7 protein-coding genes are annotated in these 19,657 nt (G+C 67.7%); 4 read left to right on the top strand and 3 right to left on the bottom strand.

Annotated features, from left to right (window positions below; translation table 11 throughout):
- Positions 1-41: 41 nt before the first annotated feature.
- The 3 genes from HV753_RS06410 to HV753_RS06400 form a co-directional block, all read right to left on the bottom strand.
- Positions 42-2,369, bottom strand: coding sequence for a TonB-dependent receptor (locus HV753_RS06410; protein ID WP_175173542.1), 2,328 nt, complete (start codon positions 2,367-2,369; stop codon positions 42-44).
- Between the two features lie 289 nt (positions 2,370-2,658).
- Positions 2,659-3,684, bottom strand: coding sequence for a FecR family protein (locus tag HV753_RS06405; protein WP_175173541.1), 1,026 nt, complete (start codon positions 3,682-3,684; stop codon positions 2,659-2,661).
- The gene (locus tag HV753_RS06400) at positions 3,671-4,171 is read right to left on the bottom strand and encodes a sigma-70 family RNA polymerase sigma factor (RefSeq protein WP_175173540.1); all 501 of its coding nucleotides are present in this window, start codon (positions 4,169-4,171) and stop codon (positions 3,671-3,673) included. Before HV753_RS06400 ends, HV753_RS06405 begins: the two co-directional genes overlap by 14 nt.
- Positions 4,172-4,403: 232 nt before the next feature.
- Here HV753_RS06400 and HV753_RS06395 point away from each other — a divergent pair, with 232 nt between their 5' ends.
- The 4 genes from HV753_RS06395 to HV753_RS06380 all read left to right on the top strand — a co-directional run bounded on the left by HV753_RS06395 (position 4,404) and on the right by HV753_RS06380 (position 19,548).
- On the top strand, positions 4,404-5,144 hold the full coding sequence (locus HV753_RS06395; RefSeq protein ID WP_175173539.1) for an STN domain-containing protein: 741 nt from the start codon (positions 4,404-4,406) through the stop codon (positions 5,142-5,144).
- A 5-nt stretch (positions 5,145-5,149) separates the two neighbouring features.
- Complete coding sequence (locus HV753_RS06390) at positions 5,150-5,698, top strand: RNA polymerase sigma factor (RefSeq protein ID WP_175173538.1); 549 nt, start codon at positions 5,150-5,152, stop codon at positions 5,696-5,698.
- A gap of 16 nt (positions 5,699-5,714) precedes the next feature.
- Complete coding sequence (locus tag HV753_RS06385) at positions 5,715-6,677, top strand: FecR family protein (protein ID WP_175173537.1); 963 nt, start codon at positions 5,715-5,717, stop codon at positions 6,675-6,677.
- A 145-nt stretch (positions 6,678-6,822) separates the two neighbouring features.
- A complete protein-coding gene (locus HV753_RS06380; RefSeq protein ID WP_175173536.1) occupies positions 6,823-19,548 on the top strand; it encodes a filamentous hemagglutinin family protein in 12,726 nt (4,241 codons plus the stop codon).
- The last annotated feature ends 109 nt before the right edge of the window (positions 19,549-19,657 follow it).

Below are 19,657 nucleotides of genomic sequence, written 5' to 3'. Positions count from 1 at the left end.
GCGACGGCAATGCCGTCGCCCCTTTGCATGCGCCTGCCCGATCAGTAATTGATCGAGGCGGACAACATGTACGTCCTTCCTGCCGCGTTCGTCACGAAGGATCCGGAGGCCAGCCAGTACTTCTTGTCGGCGACGTTCTCGACGTTGGCACGGAACACCACGTCCTTGCCGGCGATCGTGGTGGCGTAGCGGGCGCCGAGGTCGAAGCGGGTGTAGCCCGGCAGGCGGAGCGTGTTCGTGTTGTTGAGGTAGACGGACGATGTGCGGATGGCGCGTCCATTCAGGCTAAGGCCTTGCACCCACGGGGTATCCCAATCCAGGCCCAGGTTGTAGGTGCTGGCGGGGACGCCTGCGGGGCGGTTCCCCTGGCTCACGCCGCCCGGGGTCTTGGTGAGTTCGCTGTTGATGTAGGCAGCGCTTGCCATGAGGCGCAGGCCGCGCGTGATCTCACCGTAGCCGGTGAGTTCCAGGCCGCGGTTGCGTTGCTCGCCAAAGTACCCGTAGACATTGTTGTCGTCGGCCTGTCCGGAAGGGCGGGCGATCTGGAAGAGGGCAAGGGTGGTGGTGATGTTGCCGTCCCAGTCCACCTTCACGCCGGTCTCGTACTGCTTGGACTTGTACGGCGCGAGGACGGCGCCCCGGTTCTCATACGTGTCGCCCACGATCGTGCCACGAGTCAGGCCTTGCGCGAAGTTGGCATAGACCGATACGTTGTGCAGCGGCTTGACGACAATGCCGCCGATGGGCGAGTTGGCGCTGGCCCGATAGCCGCTGGTGCGCGCGCCCGTGGTGGTGTTGTAGCTATCGACCTGGACTCGCTGGTGGCGCACGCCCGCCGTCAACAGGATGCGATCCTCAGCGAAAGAGAGCGTGTCGGCCAGCGCGAAACTGGTCAGCGTGGTGTCGGACGCTTTCTGCGGCGTCAGACGCACCGAGGGGCCGTCGGGGATCGGCGTCGGATCGTAGATGTTGGATGCCACAATCGCCGACCCCGTCGAATAGGCGTTGCCCGCCTCTTGATTCAGGTAGTTGGCGCCCAGGGCGACGCGGTGCTTGACGCTGCCGGTGTTGAAGCGGGCAGTCAAGCCAGCATCGCCGCTGCTCGTCTTGGAATACGAGTCGTAGTAGGTCGTCATGACGTTGAAGTTGCCGTCTTGATCCACGGACTGGCGAACGCCGGCCGGGTTGACGGTAACGGGGAAAATCTGGCGTACCTTGCCTTCCCGATACCCCGCCGCGATGTGGCCGGTCAGGTTGTCGGTGAAGTCATATTCCAGGCGCGACATGATCGTGCTGTCGCGCTGCGACAGGCGGGTGCCGGGATAGAAGTTGATGTCGCCGTCCGGCGGCGCGGGCAAGGCCGTGACGGTGGGCTGCCAGCCGATTTGCGAGCGGAAGTTCTCGATCACGTCTTCCTGGTGAATGGCATCGGCCGACCAGCGCAGGCGCGTGCCTCGGTAGTCGATGCCTAGCGCGCCCATGTCCAGACCTTGCTTGCCGTCGCGCAGGGTGGATTCCCCGCCGCGCTTGACGCCATTGAAGCGCACGCCCCAGGCATTGTCTTCGCCGAAGCGTTGGCCCAGATCGATCTGGCCAGTGATGTTGGCTTTGCTGGCGTACCCAAGCGTGACCCGCGCCAGCGGGTCGTCGTCGGCGCGCTTGGTCACCACGTTGATCGCCCCGCCGATACTGCCATTGGGCGGGATCCCGCGCATGAAGGCGCCGGGGCCTTTAAGCACTTCCACCCGTTCCAGGATCTGCACCGGCACGCGGCTGGAGGACACCAGGCCATACAAACCGTTGACGCTGACGTCGCCGCTGCCCACGGCGAAACCGCGTATCTGGAAGTCTTCGCCGAAGCCGCCGCTGGATGTCAGGTTGCGTACCGAGGCGTCATTGACCACGACGTCGGCCAGGGTGCGGGCCTGCTGATCGTAAAGCAGTTCAGAGGTGTAGTTGACGGTGCTGAACGGCGTGTCCATCACGTCTTCGGAGCCGAGCAACCCCAGGCTGCCGCCGGTGGCGACTTGCCCGCCCGCGTAGGGTTCGGCAAGGTTGCCAAGAATGCCAGCCGTCACCGTCACGGCCTCGAGCTGCACCGTGCCTCCCGTCGGGTTCGCGCGCGACAGCGTGACGTTGTTGCCATTGCGCGTGTACTGGATGCCAGTGCCTTGCAGCAGTTGGCGCAGGGCTTCTTCAGGCGACAGGTTGCCAGAGATCGCACGTGCGTTCTGGCCTGCCAGCACATCCTGGGAATAGAAGATCTGCAGGGAGGTCTGCGAGCCCAGCTGCAACAGCGCATCGCCCAGCGGTTGCGCCGGGATGTTGACGCTGACAGGCGCTTCCTGGGCCTGGACGGCGGGAGCCATGCCGAAGACGAGTGACAGCGAGAAGGCGAGTGCGCTGAGAACAACGCGCGGAGGGACGCGCAAAGCAGGTCGGGCAGGTACGGTATTCAAGATCGGTAGCTCGGTCGAAGACGCGCAAACGAGGCGTGCAGGTTTTGAAGGAAGGTGGGCGGAGTGCCTTGGGCGGGTTCGCCCCTTCCTCTCTAGACGCATGAGCAGGGTTGCAACCGGAATAAGAATCGCTATTATTGTGTAACAGTTTTGTTACGATTTGTCCGCGCCGTCCCCGCCGGGTCGCGTGGCGAGCAGGTCAGCGCGCGACGACGCGGATGCTGCCGTCCGGCAGGCGTCCCAGGGATACGGGGGCAATGGCTGGCAGCGCATCGATCATGGCCAGCGGGTCGTCCACGCTGAAGACGCCGGAGATGCGATGCTGGCCGAGTTCGGGCGCGTCCAGGCGTGCGGGCTGCGTCAGGTAGCGGTTCATTTCGCTGATGACGGTCGCCAGAGGCACATTGTTGAAGATGATCTTGCCGCGCTGCCAGGCGGTCAGATTGTCGACGTTGACCTGCGTGACGTCGCTTAATGTGTTGCCCGCGTAGGCAACGGCCTGCTGGCCCGCCGTCAGGCGGCGTTCGCTCTGACGCCACCAAGGGCCCGACTCCAACCGCACGGAGCCCGATTCCACACTGACTTGCAAGGCCGCGCTGTCGCGTCGCACGTTGAAGCGGGTGCCTGTCACGGTGACCTGACCCACGCCACCCTGCACGACAAAGGGCCGGGACAGGTCGTGGTGCACGTCGAAGAAAGCCTCGCCTTGCATCAGTTCCACCCGGCGTTCGTCCGTACCGAAGTGGGCAACGAGGCGGGTGTCACCGTTCAGGTGCAGCGTGGAGCCGTCTGGCAGGGCGACCTGCCGCCGTTCGCCTTTGCGGGTGGCGAAATTGATCCGCTTTTCATCGCGGTCGAAGAGGTAGGGGGCCGCCACGATGCCCGCCACGACCGGCAGCGAACAGGCTGCCACCATCCCAATCCCGAAGCGCCGCCGCGACATCGGTGGCGGCTTGGAGGCCGCCAGGGACGTATCCATCAAGCTGCGCAGGCGCGTATGGGAGACGGACAGCATCGCATCCCATTGCGCATTCAGCTGTTGATATTCGCGCTCGTGCGCAGGGTCGGCACTGCACCAGGCGGCAAATGCCTGCCGATCCAGGTCCGTGACCTCGCCGGAGTGCATGCGCGAGAACCAATGGGCCGCGTCGCGCGGATGTTCGAGCGCATCGGGGCTGCGCGCATGCGAGGGTTCGCCGGTATGACCGGAATCAGAGAGGGGCATGGTGTTGCAGCCGGTCGTTGATGTGGCGCACGGAGCGCGTCATGTATTTTTCCACCATGCTGCGCGAAAGACCCATTTCCTGGGCGATCTCGGTGTGCGTCCATCCTTCCAGGCGGCATCTGAGATACACCTGCCGGCACTTGGGTGGCAGGTCTTCAAGCGCACGGGTCAGTTCGTCGGCCAGTTGCTGGAACCGGACGCCGTTGTCGGCGGGCGGGGTGGCGGGATGTTCGGCCCCGGCCATGTCATCCAATGACGTGATGTCCAGTGTGTTGACGTGGCGGTGCCAACTGACCAGGCGGTTGGAGGTGCCGCGGGATAGGTAGGCGCGTGGGTCGTAGATCGCCGCGACGTCGCCTTCCAGCATGCCGACCACGGTGTCGTGCATGGCGTCTTCGCCATCCTCGCGTCCTCGTCCGCGCCATTTGCCGATCATCTCGGCGTAATGGGCGAGCCAGTCTTTCCTGGCCTTGGGAGGGTGGGACATGAAAAAACGCTTGGACAAAATCAAATGGTTATTGATTCTAATATGCATTCGCATGTTTGAGCGAATTTGCGCGGTGAGTGTGGCGTGGGGCCGACGTTGAGGGGCACGCTGGCATGGCGGGTTGCATCCGCTGTCATGGTCGAGTCACGTTGCTGGGCTAGCCTGCGGCCCTGCGTGGTCCTGCCCGGACGCACGCCGATCCCATCCTTTTTTCTACGTCCGATACCGCGCAATGATTTGCACCCCGGCACCGCTCAGTGTGTTGGCACTGGCAGGCGTGTGTCTGATGTGCCTGGAGACGCCTGCATTGGCAGGCGGTGCCGTGGCGCAGTCCGCAGCGTCGCCCGATCGATTGCGCGGCGAGCAGCATGACTATGCGTTGCCGGCACAGCCGCTGGGTGACAGTCTGGAAGCGATCGGGCAATTGGCGGGCGTGGCGGTGCTGGTCGAGGAGCGTTACGCGCGTCAATTGGCACCGGCGCTGTCTGGCCGCCATACGGTGCTGGAGGCCTTGCGGCGCCTGCTGGACGGATCCGGTCTGCGCATCCGCCAGACAGACGGTGAAGCCATCGTGGTCTATGCGCCTTCCGTTGCGGGACCGGCGCGGGCGCCTGCCGCCATCACCCCGCTGGCTGCGGGCGATATCCCGGGCGCGCGCTCGGGCGGCGCCGATTTCAGCGGTTATATCGGACGAGTGCAGAAGGCGCTGCTGCGCACGTTGTGCGCCAGTGCCGCCGCTCGGCCCGGCGCGTATCGACTGGCCTTGCAACTGCGGCTTGATGATGGCGGACACGTGACGCGGATGCGCCTGCTTGATACCACCGGCAGCGGGCAGGTGGATGCGGCAGTGACAAGCGCCATTCAGGGCATGGATATTGGCGTGCCACCGCCTGCGGGAATGCCGCAGCCTGTGTCCGTGCTGCTGGTGCCCGGCGGCACGCATTGTCCGGCTCCGCGCCGGCCGGCGGAGTGAGCCGCATGTCCATGATCTCCACCGCCTTGTTGCGTCTGCGCCTGATTGCCCGCTATGCCGAACTGCGGCGCAGCCTGGAACGCATCGTCGGATCGAGCGACCAGGCTTCCGCGGCATTGCACGAAACCTGGCTGAGGCTGGCTGTGGCCAAGCCCGCCAATCCGGTGCTGAATCCAGACGCCTATCTGTTGCGCATGGCCGCGCGCATCGCCACCGACGATTGGCGGCGCAACCGTGAACCGCTGTGCGACGATGAGCGCGACGCGCTGCTACATGTCGCCGACGAGACCGCCGACCCGCAGCGCATTGTTGCCGCGCGGCTGGACGTGCAGGCGCTGGAAGCGGCCATGGAGGAACTGCCGCCACGCCAGCGCGCCATCTTGGCCGCGGCGCGCGTGGACGGGCTGCTCAATGCCGAGATTGCCGAGCGCTTCCAGATATCGGTGGCCATGGTGAAAAAGGAGCTGGCCTCGGCCATGCGGCATTGCCGCGAACGCTTGGCCGGTACGCAAGCCGTGGACAATGGCGATCTTGTGGGCCGGCGGAAATTCTGACACGATGCTTGGCGCCATGAACTCCCCACAAGATCCCGTCCGTCTGCGGCAAGAAGCCGAGCAATGGTGGTTGCGCCTGCGCGACCGCGATGCGACGCGCGGCGATGCCGAGGCGCTCAAGCAATGGTGCGCGCGCAGTCCGTCGCATGCGCGAGCCTGGAGCGAGGTTGCGCGGCTATGGCGCGACATGGATCCGGTGCTGCGCCTGGCGGCCAGCCGCAACCCGGGGTTGGCGCATCCTCCGGCGCGGCGTCCAAGCCGTCCGGCACGTCGCGCGTTCCTGGGAACGGCCATCGCCGCGGGCGGCGCTGCCGTGGCGCTGTGGCCGCCGCTTTCCTTATGGCCTTCGTTGCTGGATTTCACCGCCGACTTTCGCACGGCGACGGCCGAACAGCGCACGCTTGCCTTGTCGGACCACCTGCACGTGCAGATGAATACGCAGACGCGGATCAACCGGCGGGGCGAGGCCTCGGGAAGTGATGCCATCGAGTTGGTTGCAGGCGAAGCCCAGGTGGAGACCGCCGCCGCCGTGCCTGTGGCCGTCTACGCGGGCGATGGCGTCACGCGCGCGCGGCAGGCGCGTTTCAATCTGCGCTATACCGGGCCGCAAGTCTGCGTGACCTGCTTGCAGGGCACGGTCGAGGTAGAGCAGGCTGGCTTGCGCCAGACGTTGGCGCAGGGCGAGCAGGTGACCTACGACGACAGGGGCCTGGGCATGGCGTTGTCGGTGGACATGGCGCAGGTGGACGCCTGGCGCACGGGCACGCTCAGTTTTTCGGGACAGACGCTGGCGGAGGTGGTCGAAGAGATCAACCGCTATCGCCCTGGCCGCGTGCTTCTGCGCAATGCCGACCTGGCTGCCCGGCGCGTGCGCATGCGTTTTGCAATCACCGAAACTGGCCTGGCGCTGCGCATGTTGCGCGACCTGTACGGGGCGCAGTTGAGCGAGCTGCCAGGTGGCATTGTGTTGTTGAGCTGATTGGGCGGTTACAAAATAGTCGCTGATTTTCGGTAGCCGTTTCATCGCATTCCTCCGTCATTGGAGTATGGGCCGTCATTACGCGCTTGATCGCGCGGATGGCGTGCTGCCACTCCCTTGCTTATTCGGATCAGGATTGCTCGCCATGACATTGCGTTCCCGCAAATTCCCGATGACCCGTTCTGCCACGGCAGGCCTGCGGGGAGCGCGGCTCAAGCCATTGCCATCGGCACTGGCCGTGTTGCTGGTGGCGGGAGGCGCGGTGGCTCCAGCCTCGGCGCAGCAGGCGTTCAGCAGCGGCTGGTTTGCAGCCAAGAACGCCGCGCAGGCCCAGACCGCCGCCACGGGCAGGTTGCCCAACGGTGCGCCCGTCACGTCACTGACCGGCGCGCGCCAGGCGCAAGCGGCGCGTGACCAGTTGCAGCGCTCAGTCGCCAACATGGGGCGCACCGCGGCGTCGGTGGTTGCGCAGCAGGCAGCGCAACGCGCCGCACGCGATGCCGCACTGGCTTCGGGCGGCTCGGTGCCGGAAGGGCTGGCCGAGGGCGGTCTGAAGGTGGATGTCAATCCGCTGACCGCGGGCTGGATCAATGCCAAGGCGCCGACGGTTGCGAACGGGAATGGCCGCACGCAGGTCTCCATTGAGCAAACGGGTTCAAGAGCGATCCTGAATTGGGAGACGTTCAACGTCGGCAAGGGCACCACGGTCGAGTTCCGGCAAGATCCGGCCTGGGCGGTGCTGAATCGCGTCAACGACCCGCAGGCGCGGCCCTCCGTGATCCAGGGGCAGATCAAGGCCGCCGGCTCGGTGATGGTGGTCAACCGCAACGGGGTTGTGTTCGACGGCACCTCGCAGGTGAACGTGCGCAATCTGGTGGCAGCGGCGGCGAACATCAGCGACGCGCAGTTTCAGAACGGCGGGCTGTACGGGCCGGATGACAAGACGCCCACTTTCGCCGATGCGCTGGGCAAGGTCGAGCTGCGTCCCGGCGCAGTCATCGAGACCAACCGTCCCGCCACCGTCACGCAGTCCGGCGGCTACGTGCTGCTGCTGGGCCGCGAGGTCGACAACGCCGGCACCATCGCCACGCCCCGCGGGCAGGCGGCCTTGGCGGCGGGCGACAGCTTCGTGATCAAGCGCGGCCAGGGCACCGACGGCAACGTCGCATCGACCACGCGGGGCAACGAGATCGTTCCCGCCGGCAGCGGCGTGGCGGTCAACCGTGGCTTGATCCTGTCGCCGCTGGGCGACATCACGCTGGCGGCCCGGACGGTCGAGCAGGCGGGCGTGCTGGCGTCGACCACGTCGGTGGACGCGCGCGGCACCATCCATCTGAATGGCGTGGGCGCGGATGCGTCCGTGACGCTGCGTCCGGACGCCATTACCGCCATCCTGGTGGACGCGGAGAATGCCACCGCCCTGGACGGCCAGCGCGATAACCTGATGCCGGCCAGCGCCAGTGCGACCGGCACGCTGGCGCAGGCCGATCGTAATCGGCGCGATTTGTCCCTGGTGCAGGTGGACAGCGCCGGCGCGGTCGACTTTCAGGGCGGGTCGCTGACCTTGGCCACCGGCGGGCAGGTGGCGGTCAAGGCCGGCACGCGCGCCCTGGTGCGCGAGGGCGCGCAGATCGACGTGGGCGGCGCGATCGGCGTGGCCGTGTCGATGGAATCGAACAACCTCAAGATCAACCTGCAAGGCAACGAGCAGCGCGATTCGCCGATCAACCGCGACGACGCCCGGCTCAACAACAGTGATGTATGGCTGGACCGCCGCGCATTGATCCGTCTGGCCAATGGCGCGGGCGGCTACGATGGCGAGCGCTGGTACAGCGGCGGCGGCCTGCTTGAAGTGGGCGGCTATCTGGGCACGCTGGGCGTGCCCGCCAGCCACTGGCTGGCGCAGGGCGGCGAGGTCCGCTTTGAAGGCAACGAAGTGGTGACGCAGGCAGGGTCCACGATCAACCTGTCGGGCGGCACGCTGGACGTGGCGGCAGGGACGGTGCAGCAGACCTGGCTGCGCGGCCAGGACGGGCGCCTGTACACGGCCGACCGCGCGCCGGCCGACCTGCTGTACACCGGCCTGTATCGCGGCTACGAGCAAACCTCGGCACGCTGGGGCGACAAGGCCACGCGCCGCTTCTACAACGCGCTGCTGGCGCCGCGCACGCGCTACGAAGATGGCTACACGGTGGGGCGCGACGCCGGCGCGTTGGTCATCTCGACCCGCAGCGCGGTGCTGGAAGGCGATCTGGTCAGCGACACTTATCAAGGAGTGCGCCAGGACCGCGCCCCGCAGGCCGGCCTGGACGGCTACAGCCAATCGCAGCTGGCGGTGGCCCGCCGTGGCGGGCTGGTGGTGGGCAACGACTTGCGTTACTACGATCCCGTCACGCGCCTGGTGCACTATCAACTGGGCGCCACGACCGACACGGTGTCCGACGTCACCCTCGGAACGGGGCGTGACCGGCTGGCCGATGGCTGGGACCTGGGCACCGCCTTGCCCCAGGACAACCAGGGCAAGCTGTTCCTGGACGTTGACCGGCTCAACGCCTTTTCGCTTGGCCGCGTGCGCATCGCGGCGGGTCGGACGATTACGGTCGACGCCGCCTTGCGCGGCGCCGATGGCGGCGAGATCACGCTCTACGCGCCGGAAGTGGACATCAAGGCCGATCTGGTCAGCCGTGGCGGCTTGATCCAGGCGGGCAACGTCTTGCTGCAACCCAGCCTTGCGGCTGCGCGGATCGAGGAGACGGCGCAGGCGCCCGCGGCAAAGCAGGTGGCGCGCTTGCATGTCGCCTCGGGCGTGATGCTGGATGCCCGTGGCGTCTGGGCCAATCTGCGGCGCGACGCCGAAGGGCTTGCCGGCTTGCCGGTGCGTGACGGCGGCCGCGTGGCGCTGCGTGGCACGGGTGACGTGAGCGTCGATGCGGGCAGCGTGGTGGACGTATCGGCCGGGGCGTCGGTGCTGGCCGACGGCAAGCTGCTGGGCGGCAAGGGCGGCAGCGCGACGCTGGCGGCGTATGTGCAAAGCCAGGTGCCTTCCAGCGGCGGCACACTGGCGTTCGACGGCGAGGTGCGCGGCTACGGCGTCACGGGCGGCGGCACGTTGCTGGTGGCCAGCGGCGGCAACATCGTGCTGGGCGGAGCGGCGGATGCGCAAGACCCGGCAGCGTTGCGTCTGGACCCCTCCTTGTTCCGTACCGGCTTCGCCAAGTACGAGGTCAATGGCCGCGGGGGGCTTGTCGTCGCGGACGGCGCGCAGATCGATGTCGTCATGCCGGTGCTGCGGCTGGAGTCCAGCACCGCGCAAGCGCCGGGTTCAGGCGCCCAGCCCAGCGATGTGCTGACGTTGTGGATGCCTCCGGCATACATGGAGAATCCGGTTCGCGGCCAGCTGACCCAGCGCGGTGGCGCCGATCTGGCGCTGTATTCCGACCGGGCCGCGGAAGGCGGTCCCATCGTGGTGGGCGAAGGCGCGCGGGTGCGTGTCGATCCCGGCCATTCCATTTATTTGCGCGGCGCGGACCAATTGACCGTGCTGGGGCGCCTGGAGGCGCCGGGCGGGCTTATCTCGATCCAGGAGCCGCGCTTGGGCGAGCAGCCCTACGCGCCCAAGGCCAACCCGCGATCGGTGTGGATCGGCGAACACGCGGTACTGGACACCGCTGGACGCAGCCATGTCGCGGTGGACGCCAAGGGCCAGCGCTATGGCGTGGTGCAGGCCGGCGGCACGATCGAGATCGGCGGCAAGCTCGACTGGGAGACCGACACCGACATCACCAGCCGGCCCATCGACCGCCATGTCATTTTGCGTCCGGGCGCCGTGCTGGATGCCTCGGGTACGCAGGCGGTGCTGGATCTGCCGGGGCGTGGCGCCACGGTGGTGGGATCGGATGGGGGCACGATCGTGCTGTCCTCGGCCAACAGCCTGCACCTGGACGGCATGCTTCGGGCTGCCGCCGGATCGCCGCAAGCGGCGGGCGGCACCCTGGGCGTGTCGCTGGGCGGCGCTTTCTATCAACGCAATCTTTCGCCAGAACAGGCAGTGCAGGTCGAGCGGCTGCTGGTGCTGGCGCAACAGCAGGGCGATGGCGAACTTGCCGCCGCCTTGCTGCCCGGCCAAGCCAGCCCCGAGCTGACTTACGGCAAGGCGCGGCTGGGCGTGGACCGCATCCAGGCGGGAGGCTTCGACAATCTGGCGGTGAACGCCAACGTGCGCACCGAGGGCAGCGTGGCGCTGGCGCTGCGGCGGAGCCTGCGTTTTTCCGGTGCGCTGTCGCTGGTCGAAGGTTCGGCCGATGCCAGCGTCGTCAGCCTCTCAGCGCCCTACGTGTTGCTCAATCAAGCGCGCTACAAACCGCTGGACGGTGCCGACTTCTTCTTGCAGCTGGTTCCGTCGCCCCTGCCGTACTACCACTCGGGACACCAGTTGGAGGTGTCGGCGAAATTGATGGACGTGCGCGGCAGCAGGGACCTGATCGGTTTTGACGACGTGCGCTTCGACGTCCAGGGCGACCTGCGGCTGGGCAGCAGCGGTTTCGCGACTCGCGGGATGGGGACCAAGCTGGCGGCCCCCAGCCGCATGACGCTGACGTCCGCGCAGGTCTACGCGACGACGGGGGCCGGTGCGACATTGGCCGTGGGCGAGTACATTGCCAAAGGCCCGCAGGGCGACATCTACAGCTACAACCCCGACGGGGTGCTGACACTGCGCCGCGCAGCCGGTGAATTGCCAGCGATGCCGTATTCCGCGTTCAGCGGCATTTCGCTGATGGCGCCGCTGATCGAGCAGGGCGGTGTGCTGCGCGCGCCTTTGGGCAGCATTACCTTCGAAAGCAATTCGGCCGCGCCCAGCACGGTCCGGTTCCTGCCGGGCAGCGTGACGTCGATCAGCGGCGGCGGGCTGCTCATGCCTTATGGCGGCACGGTGGACGGCGTGAAGTACCGGTATGCCGGGCAGGACGTGCAGCTGGAGGCAACCGGTTCCGATGGCGTTCTGGCGCGCAAGATCAACATCCAGGGCAAGGTGATCGATGTGGCCGAAGGCGCCGTGCTGGACTTGTCCGGCGGCGGCGAACTGACGGGAGGCGGATTCGTGCGCGGACGTGGCGGTTCGGTGGATGTGCTGCGCTACGCCATGGCCGACGCGAATCCGGGCTTTGCCTTCAGCCGTTCGGGCAATGCCGTGTATGCCCTGGTGCCGGGCTTTTCCGGCATGCAGGCGCCCATCGCCGCGGAGGCCGGCGCCGGCAATCCGGCCGTGGGGCGCCAGATCACCATCGACGCGGGCGTGCCGGGCCTGGCGGCCGGCACGTACACGCTTCTGCCGTCCACCTATGCATTGTTGCCGGGGGCGTTCCGGGTGGAACTGGGGGCGCAGGGCGTGGCCGACGTGGCCGTCGCGGCGCGTACGCGAGGCGGCTCGTGGGTGGGCAGCGGCAGGCTGGGATCTACGTTGACCGGACAGCAAGCGGCCTTGTCGACCCGCCTGCTGATCACGCCGGCCGACGTCGTGCGGCGTCATGCGCAGTACAACGAAACGTCCTACAACGCCTTCGTGCTGGCGGACGCGGCGCGCAAGGGCACGTTGCGCGGCATGCTGACCAGCGATGCGCGCGCGCTGCAACTGAGCTTGGCGCAAGGCGCGGGCATGGCGCAAGAGGCCGCGCTGTCGTTCAAGGGCATGGCCCGCTTCGATGCGCCGCAGGACCAGGGCGCGTCTCCGGGCCGCCTGATCGTCACCGGCCCGGCCGCGGGATTGGAGATCCTGGCGCCCGGACAGACGCCCTCGCTGGCCCCGCAAGCGGCCGCGATCCATGCCGCGGACCTCAATGCGTTCGCCCCGGGGGCGATGTTCCTGGGCGGGCTGGCGGGCGCGGGCGGCAACTACGAGCAAGGCGCGCGCAGCATCGGCGGCGACGCTCAGCAATTGCTGGTGCGTAGCGGCGCCACGCTGCTGGCGCCGGAAATCTTCCTCTACGCCAACCAGGGTGGGCGCGGCATCGTGGTGGAGCAGGGCGCGACGCTGTCCACGATCGGTCGCGGCGCGGTGGCCCAGGATGCGCGCTCGGGCCGGTACTACACGACGATCTCAGGCGCCGTGTTGGCGGTGTCGAATGGCTTGGTGAACCTGTTGCCGCCCACCAACGGCGGCACGTCCGTTGACGTGGGAGGCTGCGTCACGCAATGCGCGAACACCACGCTGTTGGTGTCGGAAGGATCGATTGGCGCGGCCACCAGCGGCGCGTTCACGTGGCGGGATACGGTGCAGTACGGCACGCGGAATCTGGCGCTGAGTGTGTCGGCGGTGAACCTGGGCAGCGCCGAGGCGCTGGCGAGCGCCGCCGCGGCGGGCCATCTGCCGCCGGGCCTGGCGCTGAACCAGGGCGTGCTGGCGAACCTGCTGCAAGGCAATACCGCGCTGAATGCGCCGGCACTGGAAAGCCTGATCTTGAATGCGGGCGAGTCGGTCAACGTGTATGGCTCGGTGTCGCTCGATGCGCGCGGCGCGGGCGGACGCTCGTTGCAGCGCCTCGTGTTGGGAGCGCCCGCCATGTACGGCTATGGCGCGGCGGGCGACACGGCCACCATCGCGGCCAGTGAATTCGTCTGGGCAGGCTCGCTTGCCGCGGATCGCAGCGGCGCCAGCGGCGTGGGCGACGCCAAGCCGCAGGCCCCGGGCGGGGCAATACTGGACGCGCTGGGCAACGGACGCCTGAACCTGATCGCCGACGTCGTGCGGTTGGAGGCGTCGCCCTATCTGTTGTCCAACGGGCTGGCGCCGGCAGAGCGGTTGGCGCTGGGCTTTTCCTCCGTTTCGATCGATGCCGCGCAGATGGTCTCGGGACGAGCCAAGGGCAGCCTGTCCGTCTATCAAGGGCAAGAGGGTTACACGCCTGAAACGGGCTGGCGCTATCGCGGCGGCGATCTGCTGATCCGCACGCCCATGCTGACGGGAGAGGCCGGTTCGGCCATGAGCATCAAGGCCGGCGGCGCGCTGAGCGTGGCCGGCATGGGCACGGCGCCCGCGGCGCGCAATGCGCTGGGCGCCAGCCTGACGCTGGCGGGCCGCAGCGTCGCGCTCGATACGACGGTGGCGCTGCCGTCGGGCAAGTTGTCGATCCAGGCTGACGGCGACATCATGCTGGGCGCCAATTCGCGGATCGACCTGGCGGGCCGGGAAGTCCGCGTGCTGGATGCGCTGCGCTATAGCTGGGGCGGTGATGTCGAATTGCAGAGCAGCGCGGGCAACATCACGCAGGCGCGCGGCGCGGTCATCGATGTGTCGGCGCGCAACAACCGCGCCGGCCGCATCCAGGCCGTGGCGCTGGGCGCGCAAGCCGGACGGGTGGACCTGGGCGGCGCGTTCCTCGGCACGGCATCCGGCATGTTCGACGCCGGCGGCACGATGGTGGCCTATGACGGCGCCGAAGCCGTGGTGCGCGCGCAGACGCTGGCCGATTTTGCCGGCTTGAATGCGCGCCTGACCGAAGGCGGCGTGTTCGGGGCCCGGCGCTTTCAGATCAAGCAGGGCGATCTTGCCGTCGGCGACGAGTTGCGCGCCCGGCACGTGGAGCTGGTGCTCGACGGCGGCAGCCTGACGGTCAACGGCCGCATCGATGCCAGCGGCCCGCAGGTGGGCAGCATCCGCCTGGCCGCCATGCGCGATCTCGTCGTCAATGGCGTGCTGGACGCGCATGGCACGGGTGTGCGCGTGGATAGCTACGGCAAGATCATCGATAGCGTCAACCGCGCCATCGTTGACCTGACATCGCGTGAGGGAACCCTGATGCTGGGCGCTGGCGCCCAGGTGGATCTGCGCGCTGGCACCGCGGCGGCCCTATACGATGGCGTTGCCCGCGGCACGCTGGACCTGAATGCACGCCGCCTGGGCGGCGGCGTTGAGCAAGGCGCCATTGCCGGTTCGGGCGATGGCGCCAGCGATGTCGCGGTGACGGTGGCGGGCAACCCCGCGATACTGGGCGCCAAGACGGTGGCGGTGAATGCTTTCCGCCGCTACAACGATGCGCCACTGGCCGCGATGCCCGACGTGACCGGCAATCGGCCGCAGGAGATCTCGCAAGCCTATCTGGACGGCATCGATGTGCAGAGCCAGGCGTTCATGAATGCCGCGTTGGCCAATGCCGCGCTGCGCGCGCGCCTGGCCGGGCTGGGCGGGTACAACCTGCGTCCTGGCGTTGAGGTCGTCAGCGCCACCCCGGACGGAGATCTGAGCGTGGTGGGCGACATCGATCTGTCCAACTATCGCTATGGGCCGAACGTCGATCGCATCACGGCGGCGCGGCGGGGGTATGGCGAACCGGGGGTGCTGGTGTTGCGCGCCGGCGGCAACCTGAACATCTACGGCAGCATCAACGACGGCTTCGCGCCGCCGCCGGAATCGCCCGATGACGCGGGCTGGCAATTGGTCCAGGCGCGCTATGGATCGCTGGCCGTGACGCCTTACGGCGGCGACATCGTCGTGCCCATTGATGGCGTCAAGCTCGAGGCGGGCACGTCCTTTCCCGCCGGCCGTGCATTGAACTACGATCTGCCCGCCAAACCCGCGACGCTGCCCTCGGGCACCGTGCTGCCCGTGACGATGACATTGAGCGCGGAACTGTCCTTGCCGACGGGTTTGGTGCTGACCGGCGACGTCACCGCCGCCGATGGCAGCGTCCTGCGTGCGGGCACGGTGCTGGCCAATGACGTCAAACTTGCGCCCGGCGCGCGGCTGGGCGCCGGATTCATCTTGCGCACGGCGGCCTCGGTACAGGCGTTTACGTGGCCCAAGGGCGTGGCGCTGCCCACCGAGCTTGAGGCCAGCGGGCGTATCGTGCTGGCGCAGGGATCGCTCATTCCTGGCCAGACCAAGGTCGTCCTGCTGGACGGCAAACCGGTGGACCTGCGGCCCAAGGATGCGAATGGCAAGCAGGGCCGCAACTGGGCGCTGGCGCCCATGCTGGGGCCGGGCGCCACGGCGTGGAGTCTCACGGCGGTGGCGGGGGCGGATCTGGAGTCGGCCGATGTGCGCGCGCGCAATGTGCTTGGCAAGGGCGATCTGGTGCTGGCCGACACGCATTATGGGCAATCGGCCCGCGCGACCGAGACCAGCAAGACGATCTTCGTGGGCGTCATGGTGTTGACGCAAGCCGGGGCCGACGAACTGTTCGGAGATCCTTTGCTGGTGGGCAAGCCGATCAAGGAATTGGCCGAAGAATGGGGATTCGACTGGGAGCAGATGTGTGGTTGGGGTGATTATTGCAAGCCCGCGCCGCGCACCGTGTCCGAAAGCGGCTCGATGAACTGGTGGGGCGATACCAGCTGGGTGGGCAAGCCGGTGGAGGAATTGGCCGTCGTGATCGGCCTGACGCCGGACGAGTTCTGCGCGGATGCCAGCAATTGCTCGGGTGGCGGCACATCCGAAACCATCGTCACCCGGGAATTCAAGTACGGCTTCGGTACGCCCGCGTTCAGCGTGCTGCGCACCGGGGCGGGCGATCTGTCGTTGCTGGCCGGGCGCGACGTGGGCATGACGTCGCTGTATGGCGTCTATACCGCGGGTGTGTCGACCTCGCTGGGGGCGGCTGATGCGCGCTTCAATCTGCCCCGCGGCAGTGATGGCAAGAATGGTCCGCTGGGCTTGGTCCAGTTGGACGGGAAGTACGACGCCGCGATGGCGGCCTACCAGGCATGGTATCCGGACCAGGGCGGCAACCTCACGGTGGTGGCGGGCCGCGATGTCTACGGCGACGCCTTGGGGTCCAACGCCGACAGCGGTGTATCCATGGATGGAACGACCACCCGCGCACGCTATGCCACGACCTCGACCGGCAACTGGCTGTGGCGTCAGGGCAGCATCGGCACGCCCGACGTGGCCGACATTGCGCCAAGCTGGTGGATCAACTTTGGGGCGTATGCGGCCGAAGGCGCCGCGAATGGCGGCAACAAGCAGCCCGTGCTGGTGGGGTTCACCGGGTTTGGCGCGCTGGGCGGCGGCAACGTCAGCATCGCCGCCGGGCGCGATGCGGGCCTAAGGGATGCGCGCGGCGACGCGGCGCGCTTCACCGGGGGCGTGGATCCTCGCTCTCAAGGGCTGACCGCGGTGGTGGGCAGCACCGGGCGGGTCGTGGACGGAAACCTGTTGTTGACGGGCGGCGGCGACCTGGACGTGCGCATCGGCGGCAGCTTGAATCCTTCATTGCGCGCCTCGCAATTGGACGCGATGGGTTCGTACTCCGGCGGCTCGGACCATCTGGACCTGAACGGCGTGCTGGCCAATCTGCGCGGAAAACTGACCGTGACCGCCGGCCAGATGGGCGGCATGGCGCTGAGCTATGGCGATGGCGCGGGCCTGCGTGCCACGGACCCCTATGCCTTGGCCGGCGCTCGGCCCATGGGCGGGCCGCGCCTGGTGTTGGGCGACGCGGTCGCCTCGGTCGATACGCGCGCCGATCTGGTGCTGGGCGGCGTCAGCGACCCGGGGCGCGTCAGGCAAGTCAATTCCAGCCCTTACCAACGGATCGGCACCGGGCTGGCGGCAACGGGCGGCGGAGAGGGCTGGTTTACGCTCTGGACACCGTCCACTGCCATCAATCTGTTTTCGGCGGGGGGCAACCTGACGCCCATGACCGTCGCCTCCAGCCGCTATTCCGGCGACGAGCTCAGGCCAGATCTGACGTCCATCGATTCGACGGGCCGTTCCTATTACCTCTATCCCTCGATCTTGCGCGCGGTGGCTGCCAACGGGAACATCGTGCTGGCCCGCAATGACGCGGACATCGCCAATCCGGTGCTTTTGCTGGCGCCGTCGCCAGGCGGGCAATTGGAGATGTTGGCGGGGCAGTCGATCCTGGCCAATGAGGCGCATGCGGTGTCGATGTCGGGCGCCGACGCACCGCTGCCCACGCCGTTGCGCCCAGCCTTCAGCGCGTTCGACACGGGGCCCAATTTCAATTTCCTGCTGACCAACACCAGTGTCGAAGGGACGCTTCAGGCGAGTGCCTGGGATTCGAAACCGCTCTTCGCGTTCGGACCTGGCACGCCGCTGGATCGCGCGCTGCATGGGCAGGAGGATGCCTCCATCGCCCGGTTCTACGCCGCGACAGGCGATATCGTGGGCCTCAAGAGCGGCGCGGTGGTCGACATGAGACAAACCGGCCTGGGGGGCGCCCGCCGCAGCATCAATACGTGGTATGAGGCGGCCGTGCCGGTATCGGTACGCGCCGGCCGCGACATCTTGCGATTGGACGTCATGGCGCTGCACAACCAGGCCCGCGACTTCTCGCTGATCGAGGCAGGCCGCGACATCGTCTACGCCAACGCGCAAGTGGCCGGCCCTGGCACGCTGCTGATGCAGGCCGCGCGCCAGTTGCGCCAGGATGACGCGGCAAGCGTGCGCAGCCTGGGGGCGATCGTGCGTGGCGACACGCGATTGGGGGCGGATCTTGCGGTGTTGGCGGGCGTCGGTGCGGCGGGTCCGGACTACGCCGGATTCCTCTCGCGCTATCTGGATGGCACGCGCGGACTGTCGGCGGGTGACGCCCTGGGCGCGAATCCGGACAAGGTGGCGCAAGTCTACGGCGGCGAACTGACGCTGCGCGGCTGGTTGCAGGCCGGTTACGGCTATACCGGTGATGACGCCGGCGCGGCGGCCGAACTGGTTCGCCAACAGGCGTTGCGCGACGCGGATCCGGGCAAGGCCCGGCGCGATCTGACGCAGGATTTTGAACAGGACAGCGGCCGGTACCTGGTGAACTGGCTGCGCAACCATCACGGCTACGCCGGTGGCGAGGACAGCGCGGCGGCAGCCTTCGCCGCGCTGGCGCCGTCCGAGCGCGGCATTTACGCCCGCCAACTGTTCTTTGCCGAACTGAAAGAGGGCGGGCGCGAGTACAACGACGAAGGCGGCCAGCGCTTTGGCAGCTACCTGCGCGGACGCCGGGCCATTGCGGCGCTGTTCCCGGATACCGATGCAGCGGGGGCGCCGCTGCGCTACGAGGGCAGCTTCACGATGTACGGCGGCGCGGGCTTGCGCAGCAACTTTGGCGGCAACATTCAACTGCTGACGCCGGGAGGGCAGCAGGTGCTGGGAGTGGAAGGCGTGGCGCCGCCAGCTTCCGCGGGCGTCGTGACCCAAGGGCAGGGCGACATCCAGCTGTATGCGCAAGGCAGTGTGTTGTTGGGGCAGAGCCGCATCATGACCACGTTCGGCGGGCATATCCAGGCCTGGTCGGCGCAAGGCGACATCAATGCCGGCCGTGGCGCCAAGACCACGGTGCTGTACACCCCGCCACGGCGCGTCTACGACGCCTACGGCAACGTCACGCTGGCGCCCACCGTGCCTTCCACCGGGGCGGGGATTGGCACGCTGGCGCCGATTCCCGAAGTGCCTGCGGGCGATGTGGATTTGATCGCGCCGTTGGGCACCATCGACGCCGGCGAGGCGGGCATCCGCGTGTCGGGCAACGTCAACGTGGCGGCGCTGCACGTGGTGAACGCGGCCAACATCCAGGTGCAAGGCGAGAGCAAGGGCATTCCGGTAACGGTGTCGGTCAACACCAATGCACTGGCCAGCGCCAGTGCGGCGGCGACGACCGCATCGGCCGCGGCTCAGGATGTCATGCAACGCGAGCGGTCGGCGGCGCGGCAGAACCAGCCCTCGGTCATCAGCGTGCAGATCCTGGGATTCGGCACGGAACCGCTACCGGCGGATAGCGGCGGAGGCGCTCCACCCGCCAAGCCGCCTGCGCCATCGGCGTCCTATGACCCCGGCAGCGCAGTGCGGGTATTGGGGCTGGGCGAATTGCCGCCACAGGCACGGCAGCAGTTGACCGAGCGGGAACAGGGCAACCTGGGCCAACTGTAGCGGCAGTGGCGGGGCAGGCCAGGGCGGTTGCGCTGGCCTGCCTGCCCCAGCGTCCTTCATCCATCGTGGCCTGGCGTCCATCCACGCCGGACGGCCGTTAACGGACCTA

The organism is Achromobacter pestifer, from assembly GCF_902859625.1.
Classification (GTDB): Bacteria; Pseudomonadota; Gammaproteobacteria; order Burkholderiales; family Burkholderiaceae_B; genus Achromobacter; species Achromobacter pestifer.
The sequence above is the reverse complement of the archived record's forward strand: the minus strand, read 5'-3'. Positions and strand labels throughout refer to the sequence as shown.